Consider the following 20514-nt stretch of genomic DNA (forward strand, 5'->3'; position numbering starts at 1 on the left):
TATCTTGTTCCTTCATTTTAAACATAATTGCGCTCAAATAAAAATAAACCTGTCAGCCATAATGAACTGACAGGTTTATTTTTATAATTTCGTACGAACATTCCAAAGCTCTGGGAAGAATTGTTGATCAAGTACTCGCTTTAAATAAGAAACACCGGAGGATCCACCTGTACCCATTTTATGTCCAATAATTCTTTCTACTGTTTTCATATGACGGAAACGCCATTGTTGTAGCCAGTCTTCAATATCAATCAATTTTTCAGCAAGCTGATATAAATTCCAATATTTTTTCACATCCGCATACACTTCCAACCATGCTGCTTCTACTGTTGCATCTTCTTCATAAGGCTGCGTAATATCACGGTTTAATACATCTTTATGAATAGGGAATCCTTCTTTTACTAATGCTTGAATCGCGACATCATATAGACTTGGTGCATGTAGCGCTTTATGAAGTCGTGCATGTAATTCTGGATCCTTTTCATAAATTTTTAATGCGTGTGGCGTTTTATAGCCAAGTGCATACTCAATCATACGATATTGATACGATTGAAAACCTGAAGCTTGACCGAGTGAATCACGAAACTCAATATATTCTGATGGTGTTAATGTCGCAAGAATATCCCAAGATTGAATAATTTGAGACTGAATTTTTGATACACGTGCTAACATTTTAAAAGCTGGTTGTAATTTATCTTGTTTAATAGATTCAATCGCCGCATTTAGCTCATGTAAAATGAGCTTCATCCAAAGCTCACTTGCTTGATGAATAACGATAAATAACATTTCATCATGATGGTCCGATAATCTTTTTTGAGAAGATAGTAAACTATCTAATTGTAAATACTCCCCATACGTCATATTCTCTTTAAAATCCGTATGAATCCCTTTTTCCATAATTACTTTTTCATTTTCTTTCATATTAGCCAAACGCCCCTTTTATATGATTCTACTTATATTGATCTAATAACGGCTCGAACTGGACTTCCATCTGCATCAGTTAATGCAAGTGGTAATGCAATAAGTTCATAATCACCGTCTGCTACATGATCTAGTACGACATTTTCTAAAATATGAATTCCATGTTTAAATAATTGATGATGCGCTGCTAATTCTTTATCATCTAGCGGATCAACTGATGGTACATCTACTCCGATTAAACGAATACCTTTCTCTGAAAGAAACGACGCTATGTCTGCACGTAAATGAGGGATCACCTCTGGAAATTCTTCAGCTTTCCCATGTGAAGATGTACGTAATAATAATCGTTCTACACCTTCTAAATGAAAGCTTTCTAATTCCTTTTTCCCGATGCTTTCAAGATTAGAAACGTCAATAATCCGTGCTGGGCCAACATAAACTTGAACATCTAAATCCAATACTTTCTTTCCATCATTATCAAAATGAAATGGTGCATCAATATGAGTGCCTGTATGAATACTCATCGTTAACTTTCCGACATTTACTGAGCCACTTTCTTCTTTTGACCATGAAACTTCATACGAGAACGGTGTGTCTCCTGGCCACGTTGCAATATTATTATTTAGCGGTTGTGAAATATCAATCCACTCTGATGTTTTCATATTTATGCCACAACCTCTCGCTTATTTTCAAACTGCTTATACTCTTCATTTTTCATAATTTTCTTTAATATTTGTACAGATTTCCACACTTCTTCGTATGTGTTATATAAAGCGACCGGCGCCAGTCTCACCCCATTTGGCGCTCTAAAATCTGGAATTACTCCATTTGCTTTTAGTGCTTTACATATACGTGCTGCTTCTGCATGCTCTAAATAAATGTGCCCGCCTCGTTTTTCATCCTCTAATGGATTTCCAATTGTAAATTCGAAATCTTTTAATTCATGTCCAATTAAATTCAGCATGTATCTCGTAATATGTAAAGATTTCTCACGTAAACGTTCAATACCAGCATCTTTGAAAATTTCAAGTGAACCAATTAATGGTGCTGTACTTAAAACGTGCGGTGTACCAATTTGATAAGCACCTGCATGATCAGCAGCTGTTAATGTATGCTCCATATCAAACTGCTTATCTTTTCTAGAACTAAACCATCCAGACAACCCTGGTAGTCTATTAAAATGTTTATTATTCACATAAATTCCTGCAACGCCACCCGGTCCTGCATTTAAATATTTATAATTGCACCAAACAGCAAAATCGACATCCCAATCTTTGAAATGATGCGGAATAGATCCTATTGAATGGCATAAATCAAATCCGATATGAATGCCGCGTTTATGAGCTTCCGTTGTTAAACGTTTCATATCAAGAATTTGACCACTTCTATATAAAACAGAAGGTAATAAAATTAAAGCGATATCATCTTCCATCGCATGGATAATATCTTCTTCAGAAAGTGTTCTACCATCTCGGCTTTTCACTCTTACTAAATGCTCCTCTGGATCTAATCCTTTTAAACGAATTTGACTTTGAAGTGCATAAATATCTGATGGGAAAGTTAATTCATCCGCAAGTATTTTTGTACGTATTCCTTTTGGTTCGTAAAACGTCGCAATAACTTGGTGTATATTTGTAGTTGTAGAACCGGTTACAATAGTTTCTTCCGGTAAAGCACCAATAAGAGGGGCTGTAAGTTTACCTAATTTCTCTGAAAGGAAAAACCACGGGTGCTCACCTTCTGTCCAGCCGTCAATGCCATACTCTTTCCACGAATCTAGCAACGTAAGTAATGATTTCTCTGCTCTTTTTGAAAGTAGCCCTAATGAGTTTCCATCTAAATATATAGTACCTTCTTTTTTATAGAATTCAGTTTGAAAATCTTTCAGTTCATCATGTTTATCACATTCAAGCGCATACTCATAAGTTGGTTGAAATGGTTCTTTATACATGGTGTCACCTTCTCTTAATTTTCTTTTTATTCTAACTAATTGAAATATATCACCTTAATTGATACAACGTCAATGATATTATGTCAGTTGACTTTATATATGAACTTCTTTTACAATACAGTTATATTTTCAGATATTTCAGTATAAAGAGGTGATTCTTTGAAAAACCCTACTCTTTCATCAAGAAAACACCGCTCCTTAGAAACGAAGAAGAAACTATTACACTCTGGTTACACTATTTTTATAAATAATGGATTTCAAAAAACGACAATTACACAAATTATTAAACATGCAGAAACTGGTTACGGAACAGCATATGTATACTTCAAAAACAAAGATGATCTCCTAATTAGTTTAATGGAAGATGTTATGAATCGTTTTTATAATATCGCTGAGCGCTCTTTTTCTCCACAAACAAAAGAGGAAGCACGTATAATGATCCAAAATCAAGTTAGAGCATTCCTGCAATTAGCAGATGAAGAACGCGCTATTTTGCAAGTTGTAGAGGAAGCGATAGGATTATCAAGAGAAATACGGCAAAAATGGGATGAGATTCGGGAACGTTTTATAACAAGTATTAAACAGGATATTACTCACTCTCAAGAAAGTGGATTAGCACAACCTAATTTAAATAAAGAGATTGTAGCACGCAGTTGGTTCGCGATGAATGAATCGTTTCTTTGGACTATTACGCAAAATGATAAAAAGATTAACTTAGAGGAAATTGTGTATACGTTAACGGAGATGTATACGACCGGGTTATATAAATAGCACACCTTCAATAAGGAAGGTGTGTTATTTTACATCTATAAAAATATATTATCTGGGTATGGTAGCGCTAAAGTAGGCTTTTCAGAAAATGAGAAATATTGTAGTTTTAAAGATTCACCATCTATCGATTTCAGTTTTCCACTAGTAATTTCACATTCAAACACAACAACAATATATTCTACTTGATCGCCATTCGGATATATATGACGGAACCTTTCCCCTCCAAATACCCCTTTTTGTTTTTTTACTCGTACTTTCAATCCTGTTTCTTCCCATACTTCCCGAATTACTGCTTCTTCTGGAGTTTCCCCAGGTTCAATCGCTCCAGCTGGCAAACTCCAGTATTCCCCGCCAGGATATTGAAACAAAATATCTCCCTGCCCATTCTTTATAACAGCAGCTACACTCGGTATTAGAATTAGTTCATGGCCTAATTGCTCACGGATTTTTTTATAATATAGCGACATCGACATATAATTCTCTCCCACTCCAATAATAAACAACTGTATTTTCTGACACCTATTGTATAATAATACCAATAGCAATTTCTATATAGAAAGGATAAGAAAATTACTCCCCTTTATATCTGCTACACTAGATAATTTATACAGTTCTAAACCTCGCGTTTTCCATTCTTGTGAATCTTGTTTAATTATCTTTTTAAAATATTTTAGTAGTGGCCATAAAGCATACTCCTTATGATCTACATAACTAACAACATCCCATTTTAACTTTTCATTAATTTCACTCATAAGTTCGGGTATTACTACTTCACCATATTTTTTAAAACATTCATGAGTTTCTTCGTAATTTTAAAATAAAGTTTGATTAAAAATATCGTGTTAACCCGTATTCTATGGTAAATAAAAAGAATCCATTTTGAAAAAGATTGATCAAAATGGATTCTTATCCAGCAGGTTTATGTTTTGGTTTTATAAAAAAGTTTGATCATTTTCTATCAATGAAAACAATTAATTGACTATTTTTATTATGAAAAGGTCGGAGCAGGAAATTCATCAATTTTGATACGAAGTAAACTATAAGGTTTCTGTCGTAAGTCTTTTCCATAATGAAATCTAGGCTGTCGATGTAATTGGTTCACAATGACATACAAATATTGATCCGGACCAATTGAAAAAGTATCCGGCCACAAAATTCTCGGATCATGTGCGATAGTTTCCATTATGCCATTTGGCAATATCTTACGGATACTGTTGTTTTCATAATCTCCAGCATAAACAGTTCCCTTTGCATCAGTGATCATTCCATCAGACGCACCTTTTTCTCCCCAATACTCCACATGATAAGGTAAATTCATGTCCGGTATCGTTCTGTTTCTCAGGGCTTCTGTTGAGATCGAGAACAAATGCCGACTGGTTAGTGGAGCAAAAAATAATATCTTTCCATCGGGAGAAATCGCAAGACTATCAGACGCCAACCTAAATGGAGAAGTTGAACCGTCTTTGTTTCGATTCATTAAAATTTGACCTTCTACTTTCGGTAAAAAATAGGTATCGGGTGAAGTTGAATTTGCTCCATTTAACCGTCTAAACGCGTTTCCATTTGATAAATCTACGACGATAATAGCTCCTGGTCCTCTCGAAGAAGAATCCGTTATATAGGCATAACCTGCTTTTCCAACACGAAAATCAAAACGGACATCATTCAGATAAGTTGTAGGCAGGACAATATCTTCTGTAAAGGTATATACTTTTCTTATTGTATTGGTTTCTAAATCAACAGCGACTAATTTTGCTCCCCCTTTAATAGGTTCAGAAAAATTGGGTGCCGCTGTATCTAATATCCAAAGCGTTCCCCTTCCATCAGCAACTACACTTTGGACACTGATGAAAGTCATTGGGATATTCTCGGGGTTAGCCAAATTGGTTTGTAAATTAGGATAAGGCTGCAATTTATCCTCAAAAATTTCCGCCACCGTAAATTTAACATCGTCTCCCCATTTCGGAAAGCAAATGAAAATACGACCGGTTTCTGAAACAGTAACACCTGTAGGCATAGCCCCATAAAATGCATAAACTAGTTCTAAATTACCGAAATATTTTTCACTAGGTAACATAGGTTTCATAATATCCTCCTCAAGCGTTCAAACGGGATATCTCCTATATATGATTTATATTTTTTCTAGTGCATGTTTCTTAATAAGTTTTTCTATACGAAAAGATGATTGAATTGATTGTTTTCGAAATTTAATAAGTCTGTCAGAAGAAAGGAAGCATTTTAATTTAAAGGTCTCCAGATGAAGTAGAATTCAATTAGCAGGTAGCGAAGTTCAATATTCCCGAATCAACGTTAAGCTGGTATAAAAAATGGGGAAATTTCCCCATTTAAATTTGTGAAAAAATGTACTTAAGCTAAACTGCCCGTTAGTTTAAGTGTAACACTTCACAAACAGTATTTTGAGTATTCTTATTATTCCTGTTTCCTCAACAATCTGGCCCTTTAATTGAACAATAAAATAAAGGTGAGTACATATTAGTCATGTATAATATGCGCTCACCTTTATTTTTTTAGGATTTTTAGCTTTTAGGTCTTGATAATAATTTTTAGTGGTTTTATTAACAATTTATATTTAGTAAATGTGCTTTTCATGAATTTGATATAAGTCAAAAGAATTTCCTGTCCAATATAACTACGTATGTTAGCCCACTTCTTCTTTATCCAGTCTACTGACAATTCCAACTATAAATTTATATTCAACCCTCCTCTTCTTATCTTTCTTAAACCCCTCTTTCGTATCAAAAATAAAACAAGTTTTCCGAAACCAAATACGTATGTATAAAGACTCAAAATAAATAGGTTTTATAATTCCTCGTTCTTCAAATTCAGTTCCATCTTTATTTTCAGTTTCCGTTCGAACGAACCACCTATTCCCGATTCCAATTTCAATGTACTTCACACACTAACCCCCATTAGGAAATTTCCCTTCTAACAATTCTATTATTTCCCCGGTAAGCGCACATTCCGACAGAACATGAGCCCACAAAGAAAAAGTAGATTACAAAAATCTACTTTATAACTTATATTTTTGCATTCGTTTATAAAATGTACTACGGGGTACATCTAATAGTTTTGCAGCTAATGAAACATTTCCGTTTGTCTTTTGTAATGCTTCAATCATGCTATCACGCTGTATTTTTTCGCGAAAATTCAATGTATGTTCGGTTTTATTTTCAACTTGTAACTCAAGTTGTTGTTGATTTCCCATCATTGTTTGTATCAAAAAAGCGACTTGTTTTTCGCATATTTCCCGTCCTTGCGACAAAATGTAAATGCGTTCTAATGCATTTACTAGTTCTCGAATATTTCCGGGCCATGTATGTTGTAAAAATTGATTACAAATACTCTTCGGAAATACAACATTCCAATTCTTCCGTTCGCAAAAGTGTTGTATAAAATATGGAATATCCTCTTTTCTTTCTATTAACGATGGAACATATAGTGGATAAATATGTAAACGATAATATAAATCTTGACGGAATTTCCCTTCTTCTACTAACCTTAGTAAATCTTTATGTGTGGCAGTAATAATACGAATATTTACTGGTACCTCTTTTGAACTTCCTATTGGAGTTATTGTGCGTTCTTGTAAAACACGCAATAAGGCTACTTGCATCTCTGGTGGTACTTCACCAATTTCATCTAAAAATAATGTTCCTCCATTCGCTTGTTCAAATTTCCCTTTATACCCTTGACGTCGCGCACCTGTAAACGCACCTTCAGCATAACCGAACAATTCACTTTCCATTAATTCTTTAGGCAAAGAACCACAATTAACAGCTATAAAGGGCCCGTCTTTTCTTGGACTATTTTCATGAATCGCTCTCGCGACATATTCCTTTCCTACTCCTGTCTCACCACATACATACACACTAGCATCAGTCGGTGAAACAAGCTTAATTTCTTCTAGTGTGTGTTGAAATGCTTTGCTTGTCCCGGTAACTCCTGGAAAAGTAATTCCTTTTATAAATGTGAAAGCAGAATATGTATTCATTTGTTTGTTTTCCTTTAAATACATACATTTCCCGATTATTCTTTCATTACTATATACCGGTATCTCTAATTTAGTTTCCAATCCATGGTGCACTAAATCTTCAAGTTTCATTCTTGACCAATTAGTTACTCGTTCCCGAACGCTCTTACTCGCAGAAACGATAACATCACGATGATTACAAATAACTACTTGTTCATCACTATCAATGACATCTAAAAAACGATGGATTAAGTGTAATTCATTTTGATGAACCCTTATGCTACATTCACGTTCAATCGCATGTGCAATTGAAGTTACCATACCGAGCATATATGGATGTGAAAATTCAATTGGACAGGAGAAATCTAGAATACCAATTAATTTCCCGTCATCGTTATGAATGGGAGCAGCCGCACAACTCCAGCTATGAGATGCCACGGAGTAATGTTCAGTACCACTTATCATAATAGCTTCTTCAATTTCTAGCGCTGTTCCTATTGCGTTTGTCCCCACAGTTGCTTCCGTCCATTTTACACCTTCAATAAAATTAATATGTTTCGCTCGCTTTAACGTTTGTTTATTTCCACTTAAGGATAGAACATAACCATCTGGATCGATTAATAATGCCATCATTTGTAGTTCATCAATGGTTTTTCTCAAATTTTGTATTTGGGGTAATGCTATATCAAGGAAAATTTCACTCTTTTTCTTTTGTTCTCGAAAAATATTAGAAGACAAAACTTTCTGACCTTTATTCATGTGAGGATTAACATTAGCCTGTTTACATCGATGCCACGATTCTGAAATTCTTTCATTTATGCGATTTGAATCAAGAACACCTTCATTAACAAACTTTTTCCATGCATGTAAGTAAAACGGTGAAGCTAACATTGTATCATCTCCCTTTTAATTGTTTTGGAGATTTATAAAACATACTTTTATTATAAAACTGAATAAAAGCGTTTTCAATACAACTAGCAATACGACACAAATATGTTAATAATTTGAATATCCTAATGCACTTCTTTATTCTTTTTTAGTAGCACTATATTTTGTATAATGGACGCAAACAAAATACATAACCAAAACCACTTTTGTGGATTACCATTTATAAAGAAAACAATCACGGCTATTGCAAATAAAATAGCGGATGCTAAACTAAAATATAATTTTGTTTTAATTTCTATTATCCCTCACCCCTCTGTTACTTTACAGTACATACTAACTCTTCATTCTTCATCTCTACTATGTACTCCTGTAAAACATATTCTTTCCCGCCATGGTTTTCATACCATTCATGTATTCCTTTAATATGCCTCTCGTCACTTCTAATTTTCGATTCTATTTCATTATACTGTTCATAACTATCATATTCCCATATGGCAAATACTTCAGACGTACCATTCTTATTATCTTTCATCCAGCGTCCTATTAGCCTAGAACCATGCTTTAATTGATTAGGTAAGTTCGTATTATTGAAATGATCATTAAATACTTCTATGAATTCATTTTTCACTACATAGTACTTCCTTCTGTAAAACATACTTCTTCACCTCTTTCATGAAAAGTATTAGTAAATCTTCCCATCAATACCGTATTATAATACTTTCCATCCGATAGTCTTTTGTCATTTTTCAAAATGCCTTCTACTTCAAAACCTAATTTTTTATACAGATGAATAGCTTTCTCGTTTGTCTCTAATACTTGTAAAGATATTTTATTTACTGCATTTTCGTCAGCCCATTTAATAGATTGTTGTAATAGGCTCTTACCCATTTTATATCCCCAAAACTCTTTTAAAATGCAAACGCCAAACTCCACTTTATGAGATAATCTCTTAAAATTTGATCCTTCACACCTTGAAAATCCAACGATTCGATTGTGCACTTCTGCAACTAAAAAGAGATTCTTCGTCTCTTCACTATCTGTTTTTATTATTTTTTGAAATCCTAGATTATCTATAAATCCCTCTCCAGCATCTCTATCCATATTTTCAGTTTCTCCATCAATCTGAACTCTAATTTTCGATAACTGGTCAGCATCTTTCTCAGCTGCAGAACGAATTGTATAAGTTAATCCATTTATATGAAACTCTTGCTCTTTTACAATCATGTCAAACTCCTTTCAAATGAATATAATGGCGCTATTACAACTTGTTTACCTTGTTTCTCAAAGTCCTGAACAGTTTCTTTACTAGCCTCTTCGTCAGTTATAATAATGTCAATTTCTTTTAGAGACTCTCCTCTTATAAAACAATCTATTCCAAGTTTATTATGCGGAACTAAACAAATATTTCTTCTAGCAATTTCACTTACTCTTTTACTAAAATAAGCAACTTCAGGTGTTGCAGTACTAATACCTTGTAATGAAATGCCTCCACCTGTGGAGAAATAAAGATCAATAGAAAATCTACTTATCAATTCAGAGGCAAGTGTATCAGTAATATTCCCTGAAGGTTTTACTTTTCCGCCAATTAAATACGTATCAATATTCTTATATTCTCGTAGATAACCAGCTATTTCTATAGAATTCGTAATAACCGTAAATGATACTTCCGGTAAATATTTCAGCATCGCATTATGAACGGGAGCCCCGCCAATAAAAATTGAATCACCTTCTTGTATATAAGATACCGCAACTCTTGCAATTGTGTCCTCATATATTGAGCTATCACTATAACGTTTAGTTGGTTCCGCAGCTAAGTTTCTCACTCGCGTAAGTTCAATTGCACCTCCGTGCGTTCTTTTTAATAAACCATCCTTTTCCATAATAGACAAATCTCTTCTTATAGAATCAATAGACATATCAAATCTTTCCGCAAGATCCTTTGCTATTACTCTTCCATCTGTATTAAGTCGTTCTAAAATTTTCTCTCGACGTTCTTCAGTAAACATGTTATCACCACCGTTATTGAAGGTTCAGAAACTTAAACTTTATTTTAATTATATGCATGCCTCTTCCGTTTTACAATATTTTCAATTCTTATTTATTCCGTTTTATACAGTCTTCTCCCTCTTTCTATCCTGTTAACTTGACAACCAAATAAATGTATATCTGTATATTACGCAAAAACACTTCCATTTACCTTCCTATTGATGTAAAATTATTCCTATGTTTTACTTTTTAATACAGAAAGGGATTACTATGAAATCATTAATCAAAACGACATGTACAGCATTGTTATTTACTGGAATATTAACAGGATGTAATAGCAATACTACATCAAAACAAGAAAAGAGCGCTCTCGAAAAGAATGCAATGCACTATGGAGAAATAGTTAAAAACGAATACTATAGAGCGACAGTTGAGAATGCAAAGTTTGAAAAAATAGACAAAGAGCGGCGCCTTACTACTCGTGTTATGATTAATAATGTTCGAGACGATGGACAAACTATTGATCTTTCGGAAATAAAATATTTCATACAAGATGAAAAAACTGGTGAGAAATATGAAGGTGAAGCTCATCCGATAGATGACGAGCACTATAAAAATGTTCCACACGAGTTCTCTTTAACTACTGACGTTGTATTTGAACTGAAAACTTCACCAAAAGATTTAAATAATATGTGTTTATACATAGATAGCAAAGCAGCGCCGTTAACAGATACATATTGGAAGCTTGATAATTTAGTATCTAAATAGAAAGACCAGTCTTACATGACTGGTCTTTTACATTCATACATTTAACTTTCATTAACACTTATATTCATTTTCTAATAACAACTTGAATAACATCAGCTAAACCAGTGTGCCCTTTCCCTTCAATTCGCTCTTGTTCGCCATTAAAGAAATGAATTACCTTATGTTCTTCACACCAAGTAAGGGTATCAATTGGATCATACAGCATATCAACATCTTTTGGTCCACCAGTACCATAGTTTATTTGTTTTTTTGAGTAAACTTCAAACATAATTAAACCACCAGGCTTTATCGTTTGTATCATTTTACCTAATATCATTTTTTTATAATCATCATGAAAATGTCCAAATACCATAATTGCTGCATCATATTCATTTTCTGGCAAACTATCAGCTAATAAATCTACTTTTTTTGTATGCACGTTTACGTTATGCTTCTCTGCCAATTTTTTTGTCTTCTCTAATCCATCTTCCGAATAATCAATAGCTGTTACTTCGTTCCCTTGTCTTGCTAGAAATACAGCATTTCTACCTTCTCCTTCCGCGAAAGCTATTACTTTATTGTGATTTGCTAAACGAAATGCTTGTTCTTTAATAAATGTATTAGGTTCTTCCCCGTAAAAATATTCATCTGATTTATATCGATCATTCCAAAATTTAGTCATCATCTTCTCTCCTTCTTCATATCATTTTCTAACTACAATTAAAGATATCAAAGAGTCTTTTTATCCTTAATTAATTTAAAAATAAAAGCAGATTAAAAATCCACTTTTATTTTTTTATTATGTCAAACGTTTGTAATGCTCCATAAAAAATTATTTATTCACAAGTAATACATCTGTCGCACAAATCGTCACTTCTCTAAATGGACAGTCAAATAAAACACCTAGTTCAAAACCATCTTCAGTAAGAGCTATTTCATGATATAACCACCAAGCATTTTCAAAGTTTTCCGGCATAGAACAATTTGTTACTCCTATAAAGGTTACTTCAAGTTTATCAAATTCACTAAAAGTACCACTGCAATCTAATACGATAGATAAAGTATCTTCTGATTCTCTCTTTATTACTTTAATTACACTATCGTGTAGTGATGTCTTGTGTAACTGAGCGACATTTGACGGAAGTTTTTTCTCAATGGAATTAAAATATTCTACGTATGATTGATCTAATTGTGCCATTCTTTTCTCATAATCTGTTGTCCACTCTTGCATACGTTTTTTCAGTTCACCTGATGGATATTCTGAATTAATTGTGATGTTTTGTATAATTGAGTATATCGATTCAGGAAGGAATTTTAATAAATCTATTTTCCTTTCCTCTATTTCTTCCTTTAAACTTTGTATATCCATTTCCGACCATTCTTTTATAGACTCTATAAAACTTACAAATTCTAAAACTTGCATTTTTTTATACCATTCTCTTGTAAAATATTTCAATGACACCTCTCCTAAAATATCTTTACATCCAGTAAAAGCAATACATCCACTTATTATATCATTCCAATAACCATTTTTTCTAAAGAAATAATGTAAAAATGTAAATATTCCGCCTATTATTTCTAAAACTTCAGAATATTTACAAAAGTATAAAATTAGAATACATTTTAGCTGTACAAGATTCACCTGTACAAAAATTCAAACAAAAAGGGATGGTTATATGTTGAAGAAATTAGTAGCAAGGACATTAGTAGCGGGTTTTGCACTAACTGGAGGACTAGGTGCGGTAAGTGCTGAAGAAAAAAGTAACACAATTAAGTCATTTGATTATTTAAAAGTGGATGAACAAAATGTTAATTCCTTTGCAAAATTAAGTGATCAGGATAAGAAAGATATCCAAATTACTATGGTATTACCTAAGCAAAATGAAAATGGAGATTGGCTAGCTTATGGTTTTACTAGCCGTGAAACATTAGATGCGTATATTGCAAAGGATAAAAAAGCAATTAAAAATAAAATTAATCCTTTAGGTAGCGGTGCTGGTAGTACTGATTTTTATGAACATAAAGATAAAGGTGGCCAATATATTTACTGGAGTAGCGGCTTTAAAAACTTACCATCTAGCTGGAATGACAGAATTTCTTCTGTAAGTACAGCGTCACCTTCTGCAAGTTATTCAACGACACTTTGGGAGCACACTTCAACACAAGGATATGGAAAAGGCGTTTTATTTAAACATGCTGATTGGTACGGTAAAACTGCTAATTTAGCTCCTGATTGGAACGATATTACTTCAGCGATTGAAATTAAAAAATAATAAGATATTCTATTAATAAAAAATCAAACCACTATTCTCTTATTTGTTTAGAGAATAGTGGTTTATTATATTTCCATTTAAGCATGTACAGCATGTCCTACCGCTTGCATTAACGCTTCATGAATTGCTTCTGATAAAGTAGGGTGTGCTGCAATATAATCTCTCATTATATCAGCGGTAACTTCTGTATGAATCATTACGGTTCCTTGACCAATAAGTTCAGTTGCATGAGGACCGATAATAGAAATCCCTACAATTTCTTGGTATTTAGGTTCTACAATGACTTTTACTTTCCCTACTTGTTCTCCTAAAATAAGAGCTTTTCCGTTCGCTGTAAAAGGAAATTCTCCGATGAGAATATCACCATATTGTTCTCTTGCACCTTTTTCACTTAACCCGACACTAGCTATTTCTGGAGCTGTGTATATACAACGGGGCACAGCGTGATAATTTACTTTCACGTCTTCTCCGCTTGCGTGTAATGCTGCTGTCGTTCCTTCATGGAAGGCAACGTGAGCAAGCTGAATTCCACCAATCACATCACCAGCTGCGTAAATATGCGATACGTTCGTTTGCATATGTTCATTCACAGCAATCCCTTTATTTGAAAACTGAACCCCTGCCTTTTCTAATCCTAATTGTTGCACTCGTGGTTTTCTTCCTAAAGAAACAAGAACAAATTCTGGAGTTACTTCATGAGTAATTCCCTCGTATTCAAATGAAGCTTGCTTCTTATAGTTATTTAAACCTTTTAAAACTGCTCCCGTAAAAATTTTCACCCCATCTTTTTCTAATTTCTCTCTTAAAGTATTCGCGATATCTTCATCTTCACCAGGTAGTAATTGCGGTGCCATTTCAACTATCGATACTTTTGTGCCAAGTCTACTATAAATGCTTGCAAACTCGCATCCTATTACACCACCACCAACGATTAACAATGAAGATGGTACACTCTCAAGAGACATGGCATGGCTACTATTTAAAATCCATTTTCCATCAAACGGAGCGAATGGTAATTCTGTAGGTTCGGAACCAGATGCGATAATAAAGCTCTCTCCATCAACTACTTCTTCTTTATTTCCTTGTACAACTCGCACACGATGATCCGTTTCGAATTTCGCTTTTCCTTTTACAACTTTAATTTTATTTTTCTTCATTAAATATTGTATTCCTTGGACAAGTTGCATTACGATTTGTGATTTTCTCGCCTGTATTTGATCCCAATCAATTGATATACTTCCTGTATTAAGCGTAACTCCATAATCATTCGCTTTTCTCACAATATCATGTACTTCAGCACTTTCTAACAGTGATTTCGTCGGCATACACCCAACATTTAAACATGTTCCGCCAAGGTCAGCTTCATCAATAAGAGTGACATCTTTGCCATTTTGAGCCGCGGTAATTGCTGCTACATAGCCAGCTGGTCCGCCTCCAATTACAACTAGTTTACTCATTCTCTCACCTTCTCTTTATAAAAGAATTGTTATAGGTTCTTCTAAATAATGTTTAATTGTGCGTAAAAATGCAGCTGCTGGTGCACCGTCTAGTACACGATGATCGAATGTTAAACTTAAAGGTAACATACTACCTTTTTTTAATTTTTTCCCTTTATATACAGGAACATGTTCAATTGCGCCAATACCTAAAATGCCAGTCTCAGGTGTATTTAATACCGGTGTGAAATATTCAATACCAAAGCTACCTAAATTACTAATTGTAAATGTCGTTCCGTGCATATCATCACTACTTAAGCTACCTGCTCGCGCCTTTTGTGCCACATTCTTAATCTCTTTAGACAACTCTACTAAAGATAAATTATTTGCAAAGCGAATAGCTGGAACGATTAACCCTTTTTCTAATGCGACTGCCATGCCTAAATGCACATGTTCAAATTGATGAATTGCATCATCTATATAAGCGCTGTTCATTTCTTTATGCTCTCCAAGTGCTAATACAGCAGCACGCGAGACAAAATCCGTAATGGTTAATTTATTATCATATCTTTTTTGTACAATTTTCGCTATTTCTTTATGTAAAGCAACTAAATCTGTTACATCTACTTTCATCGTTAACGTTAATTGTGCGCTATTTTTTAAGCTTGCGTGCATACGATTTGCGATGGCTTTACGCATACCAGTAACAGGAATCACGTTACTTTCTTCTTGTTCAGATATTTCCGGAACGATTCCTCTTACCTCAAGTGCTTTTAATACATCTGCCTTTGTAATCCTTCCGCCAGGACCTGTACCAACTAATGCCTTGATATCCAGATTTTCAGACTTTGCAATTTTCTTGGCTACAGGTGAAATTTTAATTCTTTGCTTCGATACTTCTTTCCCATTTGCTTCTTGATTTTGTACATTTTGTAATTCTATATTAGATGTTTTTTCTTCTACAACATGTGTGCTTTCCTGCATTTCTACCTTTTCATTCGGTTTACCGATGTAGCAAATTACAGTACCAGGCGGCACTCCTTCATCTTCACTTACAGCTATATCAAGTACCGTACCATCAGCTGGCGCTTCAATTTCCGTTTCAATTTTTTCTGAATTAATACTAGCAATTAGTTCTCCTTTTGCTACATTATCGCCTGCTTTAATATTCCAGCTCGTAATAATACCTTCTTTCATCGCCATACCTAACTTCGGCATTACAACTTCTACAGCCATGTCTCTCTCTCCCTTCTCATCGTTTTATTACACATGTAATAAAGATTGGTCTCCAATCATTTCTGATACAGTTTCAATTACTTTTTCTGGTGTTGGCAAATACAACTTTTCAAGTGGTGGTGAGAACGGAACAGGTGTATGTGGTGCTGTAATTCGTTTAATAGGTGCATCTAACAAATCAAAACCTTTATCCGCTACAATTGCCGCAATATCTGTTGCAATACTACATCTAGGATTCGCTTCGTCAATGACGATAAGACGATTTGTTTTTTCAACAGATGATAAAATAGTATCTTCATCAAGTGGTGATAAAGATCGTGGATCAATTACTTCTACTTCAAGCCCCTTTTTCGATAATTGCTTTGCAGCTGCAAGCGCTGTATGAACTTGCTTTCCGATTGCGACAATTGTTACATCAGAACCTTCCCGTTTAATATCTGCTTTTCCTAATGGAATTGTATAGTATCCTTCTGGCACTTCACCTTTCATATTGTAAAGTGTTTTATCCTCAAAGAAGATTACTGGATCATCATCTTCAATTGCCGCTAATAATAAGCCTTTTGCATCATACGGTGTGGAAGGAACAACAACTTTAATACCTGGTATGCTCGTAAATAATGCGTACAAACTTTGTGAATGTTGAGCTGCTGCACTAAAACCAGCGCCATGCATCGTACGTACTGTAACGGGTACTTTTGCTTTACCTCCAAACATATAACGGAATTTCGCACCTTGGTTTAATACTTGGTCAAGACAACTACCGATAAAATCATTAAACATTAACTCAGCTATCGGACGTAACCCAGTTGCAGCAGCTGCCATCGCAGCTCCCATATAACCCGCTTCAGAAATTGGTGTATCCAATATACGATTTCGGCCAAACTCTTGTACAAGTCCTTTCGTAACACCAAGAACACCACCCCAAGCTTCATCATCTTGCAGGTGATCAACTTGTGCACCTCCTGCAACATCTTCACCTATTAAAATTACATTTTCATCACGACGCATTGAGATTTTCATCGCTTCATTAATTGCAGTTGACATACTTACTGTTCTAGTCATAATTTTTCACCCTCCTATTATTTGTAAGAAACGTATACATCTTTTAATAATTCTTCATCGTCTGGGTATGGACTATTTTCACTAAATTCAATGGATCTTTGTACTGCATCATCTACTGCTTTTTCCATATCAACAAGTTCAGATTCTGTTAATAAACCTTCATGAATTAAATGCTTACGGAAATTCACAATTGCATCTTTTTCATTTAAATGTTCTTCTTTTTCTTCTGATGTTTTATATGTTTGTGCTTCACCTTCGAAATGACCATAATTACGATATGTCATACATTCAATAATTGTTGGACCATCACCATTACGCGCACGTTCCACTGCTTCTGCAGCAGCTTTATATACAGCTAGAAGATCTTTTCCATCTACTTGAACACCTGGAATATTATAAGCTTTTGCGCGATCAGCGATAGAATCACAACTTGAAGCATATTCAAATGTAGTTGCTTCACCGTAACCGTTATTTTCTGCAATAAAAATAACTGGTAACTTCCAAATCGCCGCTAAATTAACCCCTTCATGGAATGTTCCTTCATTATTTGCTCCGTCACCGAAGAAGCAAACACTTACATCTTTTGTTCCTTTATATTTAGCTGTTAATGCTGAACCGCAAGCAAGTGGGAACCCCCCGCCTACAATGCCATTCGCACCAAGCATTCCTTTATCTAAATCGGCAATATGCATGGAACCGCCTTTACCTTTACATAATCCTGTCGCTTTCCCGAAAAGTTCAGCCATCATACCATTTAAATCACAACCTTTTGCGATACAATGTCCATGACCTCTATGTGTACTTGTAATATTGTCACTATCCGTTAAGTGGGCACATACACCAACTGCTACCGCTTCTTCACCTGCGTATAAATGAACGAAACCTGGCAAAACGCCTTGCGCGAACAATTCATGCACCTTATCTTCAAACTTACGAATCTCTAACATTTTTTCGTACATCCAACGAGCTTGTTCTTTCGTAATTTCATTCCCTTTACTTTCAGTTGTTTTTAACATGTCCAGCCCTCCTATTTTCTTGTTCGTCTTTTATATTGCAAGTACCGTGCCAAATTCTAATCCTTGTTTTAATAGGTTTTCTCTATCTTTTAACAATAAAAAAGTGGACAAAATGAGACGTTTGTCTCGTTTTGTCCACTTTTGTTCCCTTAATAAGAGAATTGTTACTTTATTCATTATCAAAGCTCTTCTGTAATTTTCGGATGTAAATAATTTGACCAATATGATATGCATTATGAGTTGTTACATTCGCTAGCACTTCCCACCACTTTGCAGAAACAGGAAATCCCACTACATCACTTTCAACCTTTTCTTCATTTATGAGATTTTGCCATTGTAACAGTTTTTCTAGTAGTTTTTCCCGTAATTCATCGAAAGTTTGATTATCTGAGAGCATAACACTTTTGTTATTATCTCCTATAGCGGGTACTGCATTCACATTTGATTCTTTATACCTAGTTTGCCACGTAGAGTTCCAATACAGTAAATGTTGTACGATTTCAGCTATACTATTACTCTCTTCATTCGGTTTCCAGAAAGCTTCCCTCTCAGATAAATCCTTAACTGCATCTGAAAATGGCATATACCAACTGGGATCATTTGCATTCGCTAATAGCTGATCTGCTAATACAGCTTTTACATGGACCATTTTTCTTCCCTCATTTCATTATCATATTAATATACACTACTCTATATACGCTGATTCCCTATAATCCCCTTTTTTTACATACAAATTGGTTTCATAATGAATGTAAGAATAATAGATTTTCTTATCATAACTCGTTATGATAAAAGAAAAAGAAAGCTGGCGAAAAATGAATAAAAAAATCGCAATAATTACTGGAGCCTCAAGTGGATTTGGACTATTAACTACACTCGAACTCGCAAAAAAAGATTATTTAGTTATCGCTACAATGCGAAACCTTGAAAAACAAGGAACCTTACTATCCCAAGTTACTCAACTTAACTTACAGCAAAATATAAAAGTTCAACAATTAGATGTAACAGATCAAAATTCTATACATAATTTCCAATTATTTTTAAAAGAAATTAATAGAATAGATCTCCTTATAAATAATGCAGGATATGCAAATGGGGGCTTTGTAGAAGAAATCCAAGTAGACGAATATCGAAAGCAATTTGAAACGAACCTTTTTGGAGCTATATCAATTACCCAGCTTGTTTTACCATATATGAGAAAACAAAGAAGTGGAAAAATCATTAATATAAGCAGCATTAGCGGCCAAGTTGGATTCCCTGGTTTATCTCCTTATGTATCTTCAAAATATGCATTAGAAGGCTGGAGTGAATCGCTTCGCTTAGAATTAAAACCTTTCGGAATAGATGTCGCTTTAATTGAACCTGGTTCTTACAACACAAATATATGGGAGGTTGGTAAACAACTAGCTGAAAACCAATCTGATACAACATCTCCTTACAAAGAATATATGGATAAAATACAAAAACATATTAATAGCGGTAGTGATACATTTGGTAATCCGATAGATGTTGCTAAAAAAGTCGTTGATATTGCTGAAGCTAAGCGCACAAATTTACGCTATCCAATCGGTAAAGGTGTGAAATTTATGATTTTTGCGAAGAAGATTCTTCCTTGGAAATTGTGGGAATACCTTGTTTTGAGAAGCTTTAAGAAGATGTAAATATAAAGAGTAACTATCAAGATAAATAATGGTAGCTACTCTTTTTAAATATTCATCATGAAAAACCAAAACGACATTAGTATGTAGAAAGAGGATCAAAATAAAGTAACATTGAAACCATAAAAACAAATGCAAAGAATCCAATTATAGAAAGAATATATTCCTTTGTCTCTCTGCTATACTTCCATTCCATCCATACGCGTAATAAGGAAATTGCTCCAAAATAAGTAAGTACAGCAATTCCTATATTAGCATTTTCTACTTTGAACAGATAAATAAAACTTACTATAAGATATACGATAAAAAGACCTATTTCTAATTTTACATGTAAACTATTTACATGCTTATATATCCAAGCATTGCCCTTTGGCATATTTAGTTTTTTTCTTAAAAACTTTTCTAAAAAATATCCTCCAATTATCATAATAATAACTATAATCCAAATAGTAGAGTTGCCCATTGCATTCCCTCCTATTAAATTAATTATGTTTTCGTAACAAAATGGATTATATATTTTTTAATATGTAGATAATGTATTCATTTTCTTTATCTTCTTTAGTAGTAGTTTTATCAAG

General features: G+C 34.1%; 22 protein-coding genes. 4 read left to right on the forward strand and 18 right to left on the reverse strand.

From position 1 onward, the window contains the following. Positions 1 to 81: 81 nt before the first annotated feature. From kynA to kynU, 3 genes are read right to left on the reverse strand one after another with little or no spacing between them, the layout of a single operon-like run. The gene (kynA, locus tag AC3WVZ_RS12095) at positions 82 to 921 is read right to left on the reverse strand and encodes a tryptophan 2,3-dioxygenase (RefSeq protein WP_000661957.1); all 840 of its coding nucleotides are present in this window, start codon (positions 919 to 921) and stop codon (positions 82 to 84) included. A 32-nt stretch (positions 922 to 953) separates the two neighbouring features. Next, the gene (gene kynB, locus AC3WVZ_RS12100) at positions 954 to 1583 is read right to left on the reverse strand and encodes an arylformamidase (RefSeq protein ID WP_065212644.1); all 630 of its coding nucleotides are present in this window, start codon (positions 1581 to 1583) and stop codon (positions 954 to 956) included. A gap of 2 nt (positions 1584 to 1585) precedes the next feature. Next, on the reverse strand, positions 1586 to 2872 hold the full coding sequence (kynU, locus tag AC3WVZ_RS12105) for a kynureninase (RefSeq protein ID WP_114555513.1): 1287 nt from the start codon (positions 2870 to 2872) through the stop codon (positions 1586 to 1588). A gap of 159 nt (positions 2873 to 3031) precedes the next feature. Between kynU and AC3WVZ_RS12110 the strand changes: the two genes are divergently transcribed. Next, complete coding sequence (locus tag AC3WVZ_RS12110) at positions 3032 to 3643, forward strand: TetR/AcrR family transcriptional regulator (RefSeq protein ID WP_000795497.1); 612 nt, start codon at positions 3032 to 3034, stop codon at positions 3641 to 3643. 35 nt (positions 3644 to 3678) lie between these two features. On the opposite strand, the gene AC3WVZ_RS12115 is transcribed toward AC3WVZ_RS12110, so the two are convergent. The 7 genes from AC3WVZ_RS12115 to AC3WVZ_RS12145 all read right to left on the reverse strand — a co-directional run bounded on the left by AC3WVZ_RS12115 (position 3679) and on the right by AC3WVZ_RS12145 (position 10528). Beyond that, complete coding sequence (locus AC3WVZ_RS12115; protein WP_000062936.1) at positions 3679 to 4116, reverse strand: NUDIX hydrolase; 438 nt, start codon at positions 4114 to 4116, stop codon at positions 3679 to 3681. 515 nt (positions 4117 to 4631) lie between these two features. Next, positions 4632 to 5729 carry a major royal jelly family protein gene (locus AC3WVZ_RS12120; RefSeq protein ID WP_233936403.1) on the reverse strand — a complete coding sequence of 366 codons (1098 nt, stop codon included), beginning with the start codon at positions 5727 to 5729 and terminating at the stop codon, positions 4632 to 4634. Positions 5730 to 6302: 573 nt separating this feature from the next. After that, entirely contained in the window at positions 6303 to 6560 is a 258-nt protein-coding gene (locus AC3WVZ_RS12125; RefSeq protein ID WP_000873841.1) for a DUF3977 family protein, read from the reverse strand. Positions 6561 to 6674: 114 nt separating this feature from the next. Beyond that, positions 6675 to 8525: a sigma-54-dependent Fis family transcriptional regulator gene (locus AC3WVZ_RS12130; RefSeq protein WP_233936404.1), complete on the reverse strand. Its 1851-nt coding sequence runs from the start codon at positions 8523 to 8525 to the stop codon at positions 6675 to 6677. 313 nt (positions 8526 to 8838) lie between these two features. Beyond that, entirely contained in the window at positions 8839 to 9177 is a 339-nt protein-coding gene (locus AC3WVZ_RS12135; protein ID WP_000499992.1) for an NIPSNAP family protein, read from the reverse strand. Continuing rightward, positions 9150 to 9746, reverse strand: coding sequence for a GNAT family N-acetyltransferase (locus AC3WVZ_RS12140; protein ID WP_000635671.1), 597 nt, complete (start codon positions 9744 to 9746; stop codon positions 9150 to 9152). Before AC3WVZ_RS12140 ends, AC3WVZ_RS12135 begins: the two co-directional genes overlap by 28 nt. Then, positions 9743 to 10528: a DeoR/GlpR family DNA-binding transcription regulator gene (locus AC3WVZ_RS12145; protein WP_000493652.1), complete on the reverse strand. Its 786-nt coding sequence runs from the start codon at positions 10526 to 10528 to the stop codon at positions 9743 to 9745. Before AC3WVZ_RS12145 ends, AC3WVZ_RS12140 begins: the two co-directional genes overlap by 4 nt. A 250-nt stretch (positions 10529 to 10778) precedes the next feature. On the opposite strand from AC3WVZ_RS12145, the gene AC3WVZ_RS12150 reads away from it, so the two are divergent. Beyond that, positions 10779 to 11276 (forward strand): hypothetical protein, encoded by a 498-nt coding sequence (locus AC3WVZ_RS12150; protein ID WP_233936405.1) that lies wholly within the window; start codon positions 10779 to 10781, stop codon positions 11274 to 11276. Between the two features lie 64 nt (positions 11277 to 11340). On the opposite strand, the gene AC3WVZ_RS12155 is transcribed toward AC3WVZ_RS12150, so the two are convergent. Both AC3WVZ_RS12155 and AC3WVZ_RS12160 read right to left on the reverse strand, forming a co-directional pair. Then, complete coding sequence (locus AC3WVZ_RS12155; RefSeq protein WP_233936406.1) at positions 11341 to 11940, reverse strand: class I SAM-dependent methyltransferase; 600 nt, start codon at positions 11938 to 11940, stop codon at positions 11341 to 11343. A 147-nt stretch (positions 11941 to 12087) separates the two neighbouring features. Beyond that, on the reverse strand, positions 12088 to 12711 hold the full coding sequence (locus tag AC3WVZ_RS12160) for a DUF4085 domain-containing protein (protein WP_000873453.1): 624 nt from the start codon (positions 12709 to 12711) through the stop codon (positions 12088 to 12090). 220 nt (positions 12712 to 12931) lie between these two features. On the opposite strand from AC3WVZ_RS12160, the gene AC3WVZ_RS12165 reads away from it, so the two are divergent. Then, on the forward strand, positions 12932 to 13528 hold the full coding sequence (locus AC3WVZ_RS12165; RefSeq protein ID WP_233936407.1) for a hypothetical protein: 597 nt from the start codon (positions 12932 to 12934) through the stop codon (positions 13526 to 13528). A 77-nt stretch (positions 13529 to 13605) separates the two neighbouring features. Here AC3WVZ_RS12165 and lpdA read toward each other — a convergent pair whose 3' ends face one another. The 5 genes from lpdA to AC3WVZ_RS12190 all read right to left on the reverse strand — a co-directional run bounded on the left by lpdA (position 13606) and on the right by AC3WVZ_RS12190 (position 18927). Next, complete coding sequence (lpdA, locus tag AC3WVZ_RS12170; RefSeq protein ID WP_233936409.1) at positions 13606 to 14985, reverse strand: dihydrolipoyl dehydrogenase; 1380 nt, start codon at positions 14983 to 14985, stop codon at positions 13606 to 13608. A 15-nt stretch (positions 14986 to 15000) separates the two neighbouring features. Next, a complete protein-coding gene (locus AC3WVZ_RS12175) occupies positions 15001 to 16200 on the reverse strand; it encodes a dihydrolipoamide acetyltransferase family protein (RefSeq protein WP_000257766.1) in 1200 nt (399 codons plus the stop codon). 27 nt (positions 16201 to 16227) lie between these two features. Further along, the gene (gene acoB / locus AC3WVZ_RS12180) at positions 16228 to 17262 is read right to left on the reverse strand and encodes an acetoin:2,6-dichlorophenolindophenol oxidoreductase subunit beta (protein ID WP_000198898.1); all 1035 of its coding nucleotides are present in this window, start codon (positions 17260 to 17262) and stop codon (positions 16228 to 16230) included. Between the two features lie 17 nt (positions 17263 to 17279). Further along, positions 17280 to 18278, reverse strand: coding sequence for an acetoin:2,6-dichlorophenolindophenol oxidoreductase subunit alpha (gene acoA, locus AC3WVZ_RS12185; protein WP_000921269.1), 999 nt, complete (start codon positions 18276 to 18278; stop codon positions 17280 to 17282). A gap of 169 nt (positions 18279 to 18447) precedes the next feature. Continuing rightward, positions 18448 to 18927 (reverse strand): DinB family protein, encoded by a 480-nt coding sequence (locus tag AC3WVZ_RS12190; RefSeq protein WP_233936411.1) that lies wholly within the window; start codon positions 18925 to 18927, stop codon positions 18448 to 18450. A 166-nt stretch (positions 18928 to 19093) separates the two neighbouring features. Here AC3WVZ_RS12190 and AC3WVZ_RS12195 point away from each other — a divergent pair, with 166 nt between their 5' ends. After that, entirely contained in the window at positions 19094 to 19939 is an 846-nt protein-coding gene (locus AC3WVZ_RS12195; RefSeq protein WP_001034797.1) for an oxidoreductase, read from the forward strand. Between the two features lie 76 nt (positions 19940 to 20015). Here the strand turns inward: AC3WVZ_RS12195 and AC3WVZ_RS12200 are convergent, their stop codons facing one another. After that, entirely contained in the window at positions 20016 to 20399 is a 384-nt protein-coding gene (locus AC3WVZ_RS12200; protein ID WP_000528448.1) for a DUF4181 domain-containing protein, read from the reverse strand. Positions 20400 to 20514: the final 115 nt, after the last annotated feature.

It is taken from the genome of Bacillus sp. CPT56D-587-MTF, from assembly GCF_058792335.1.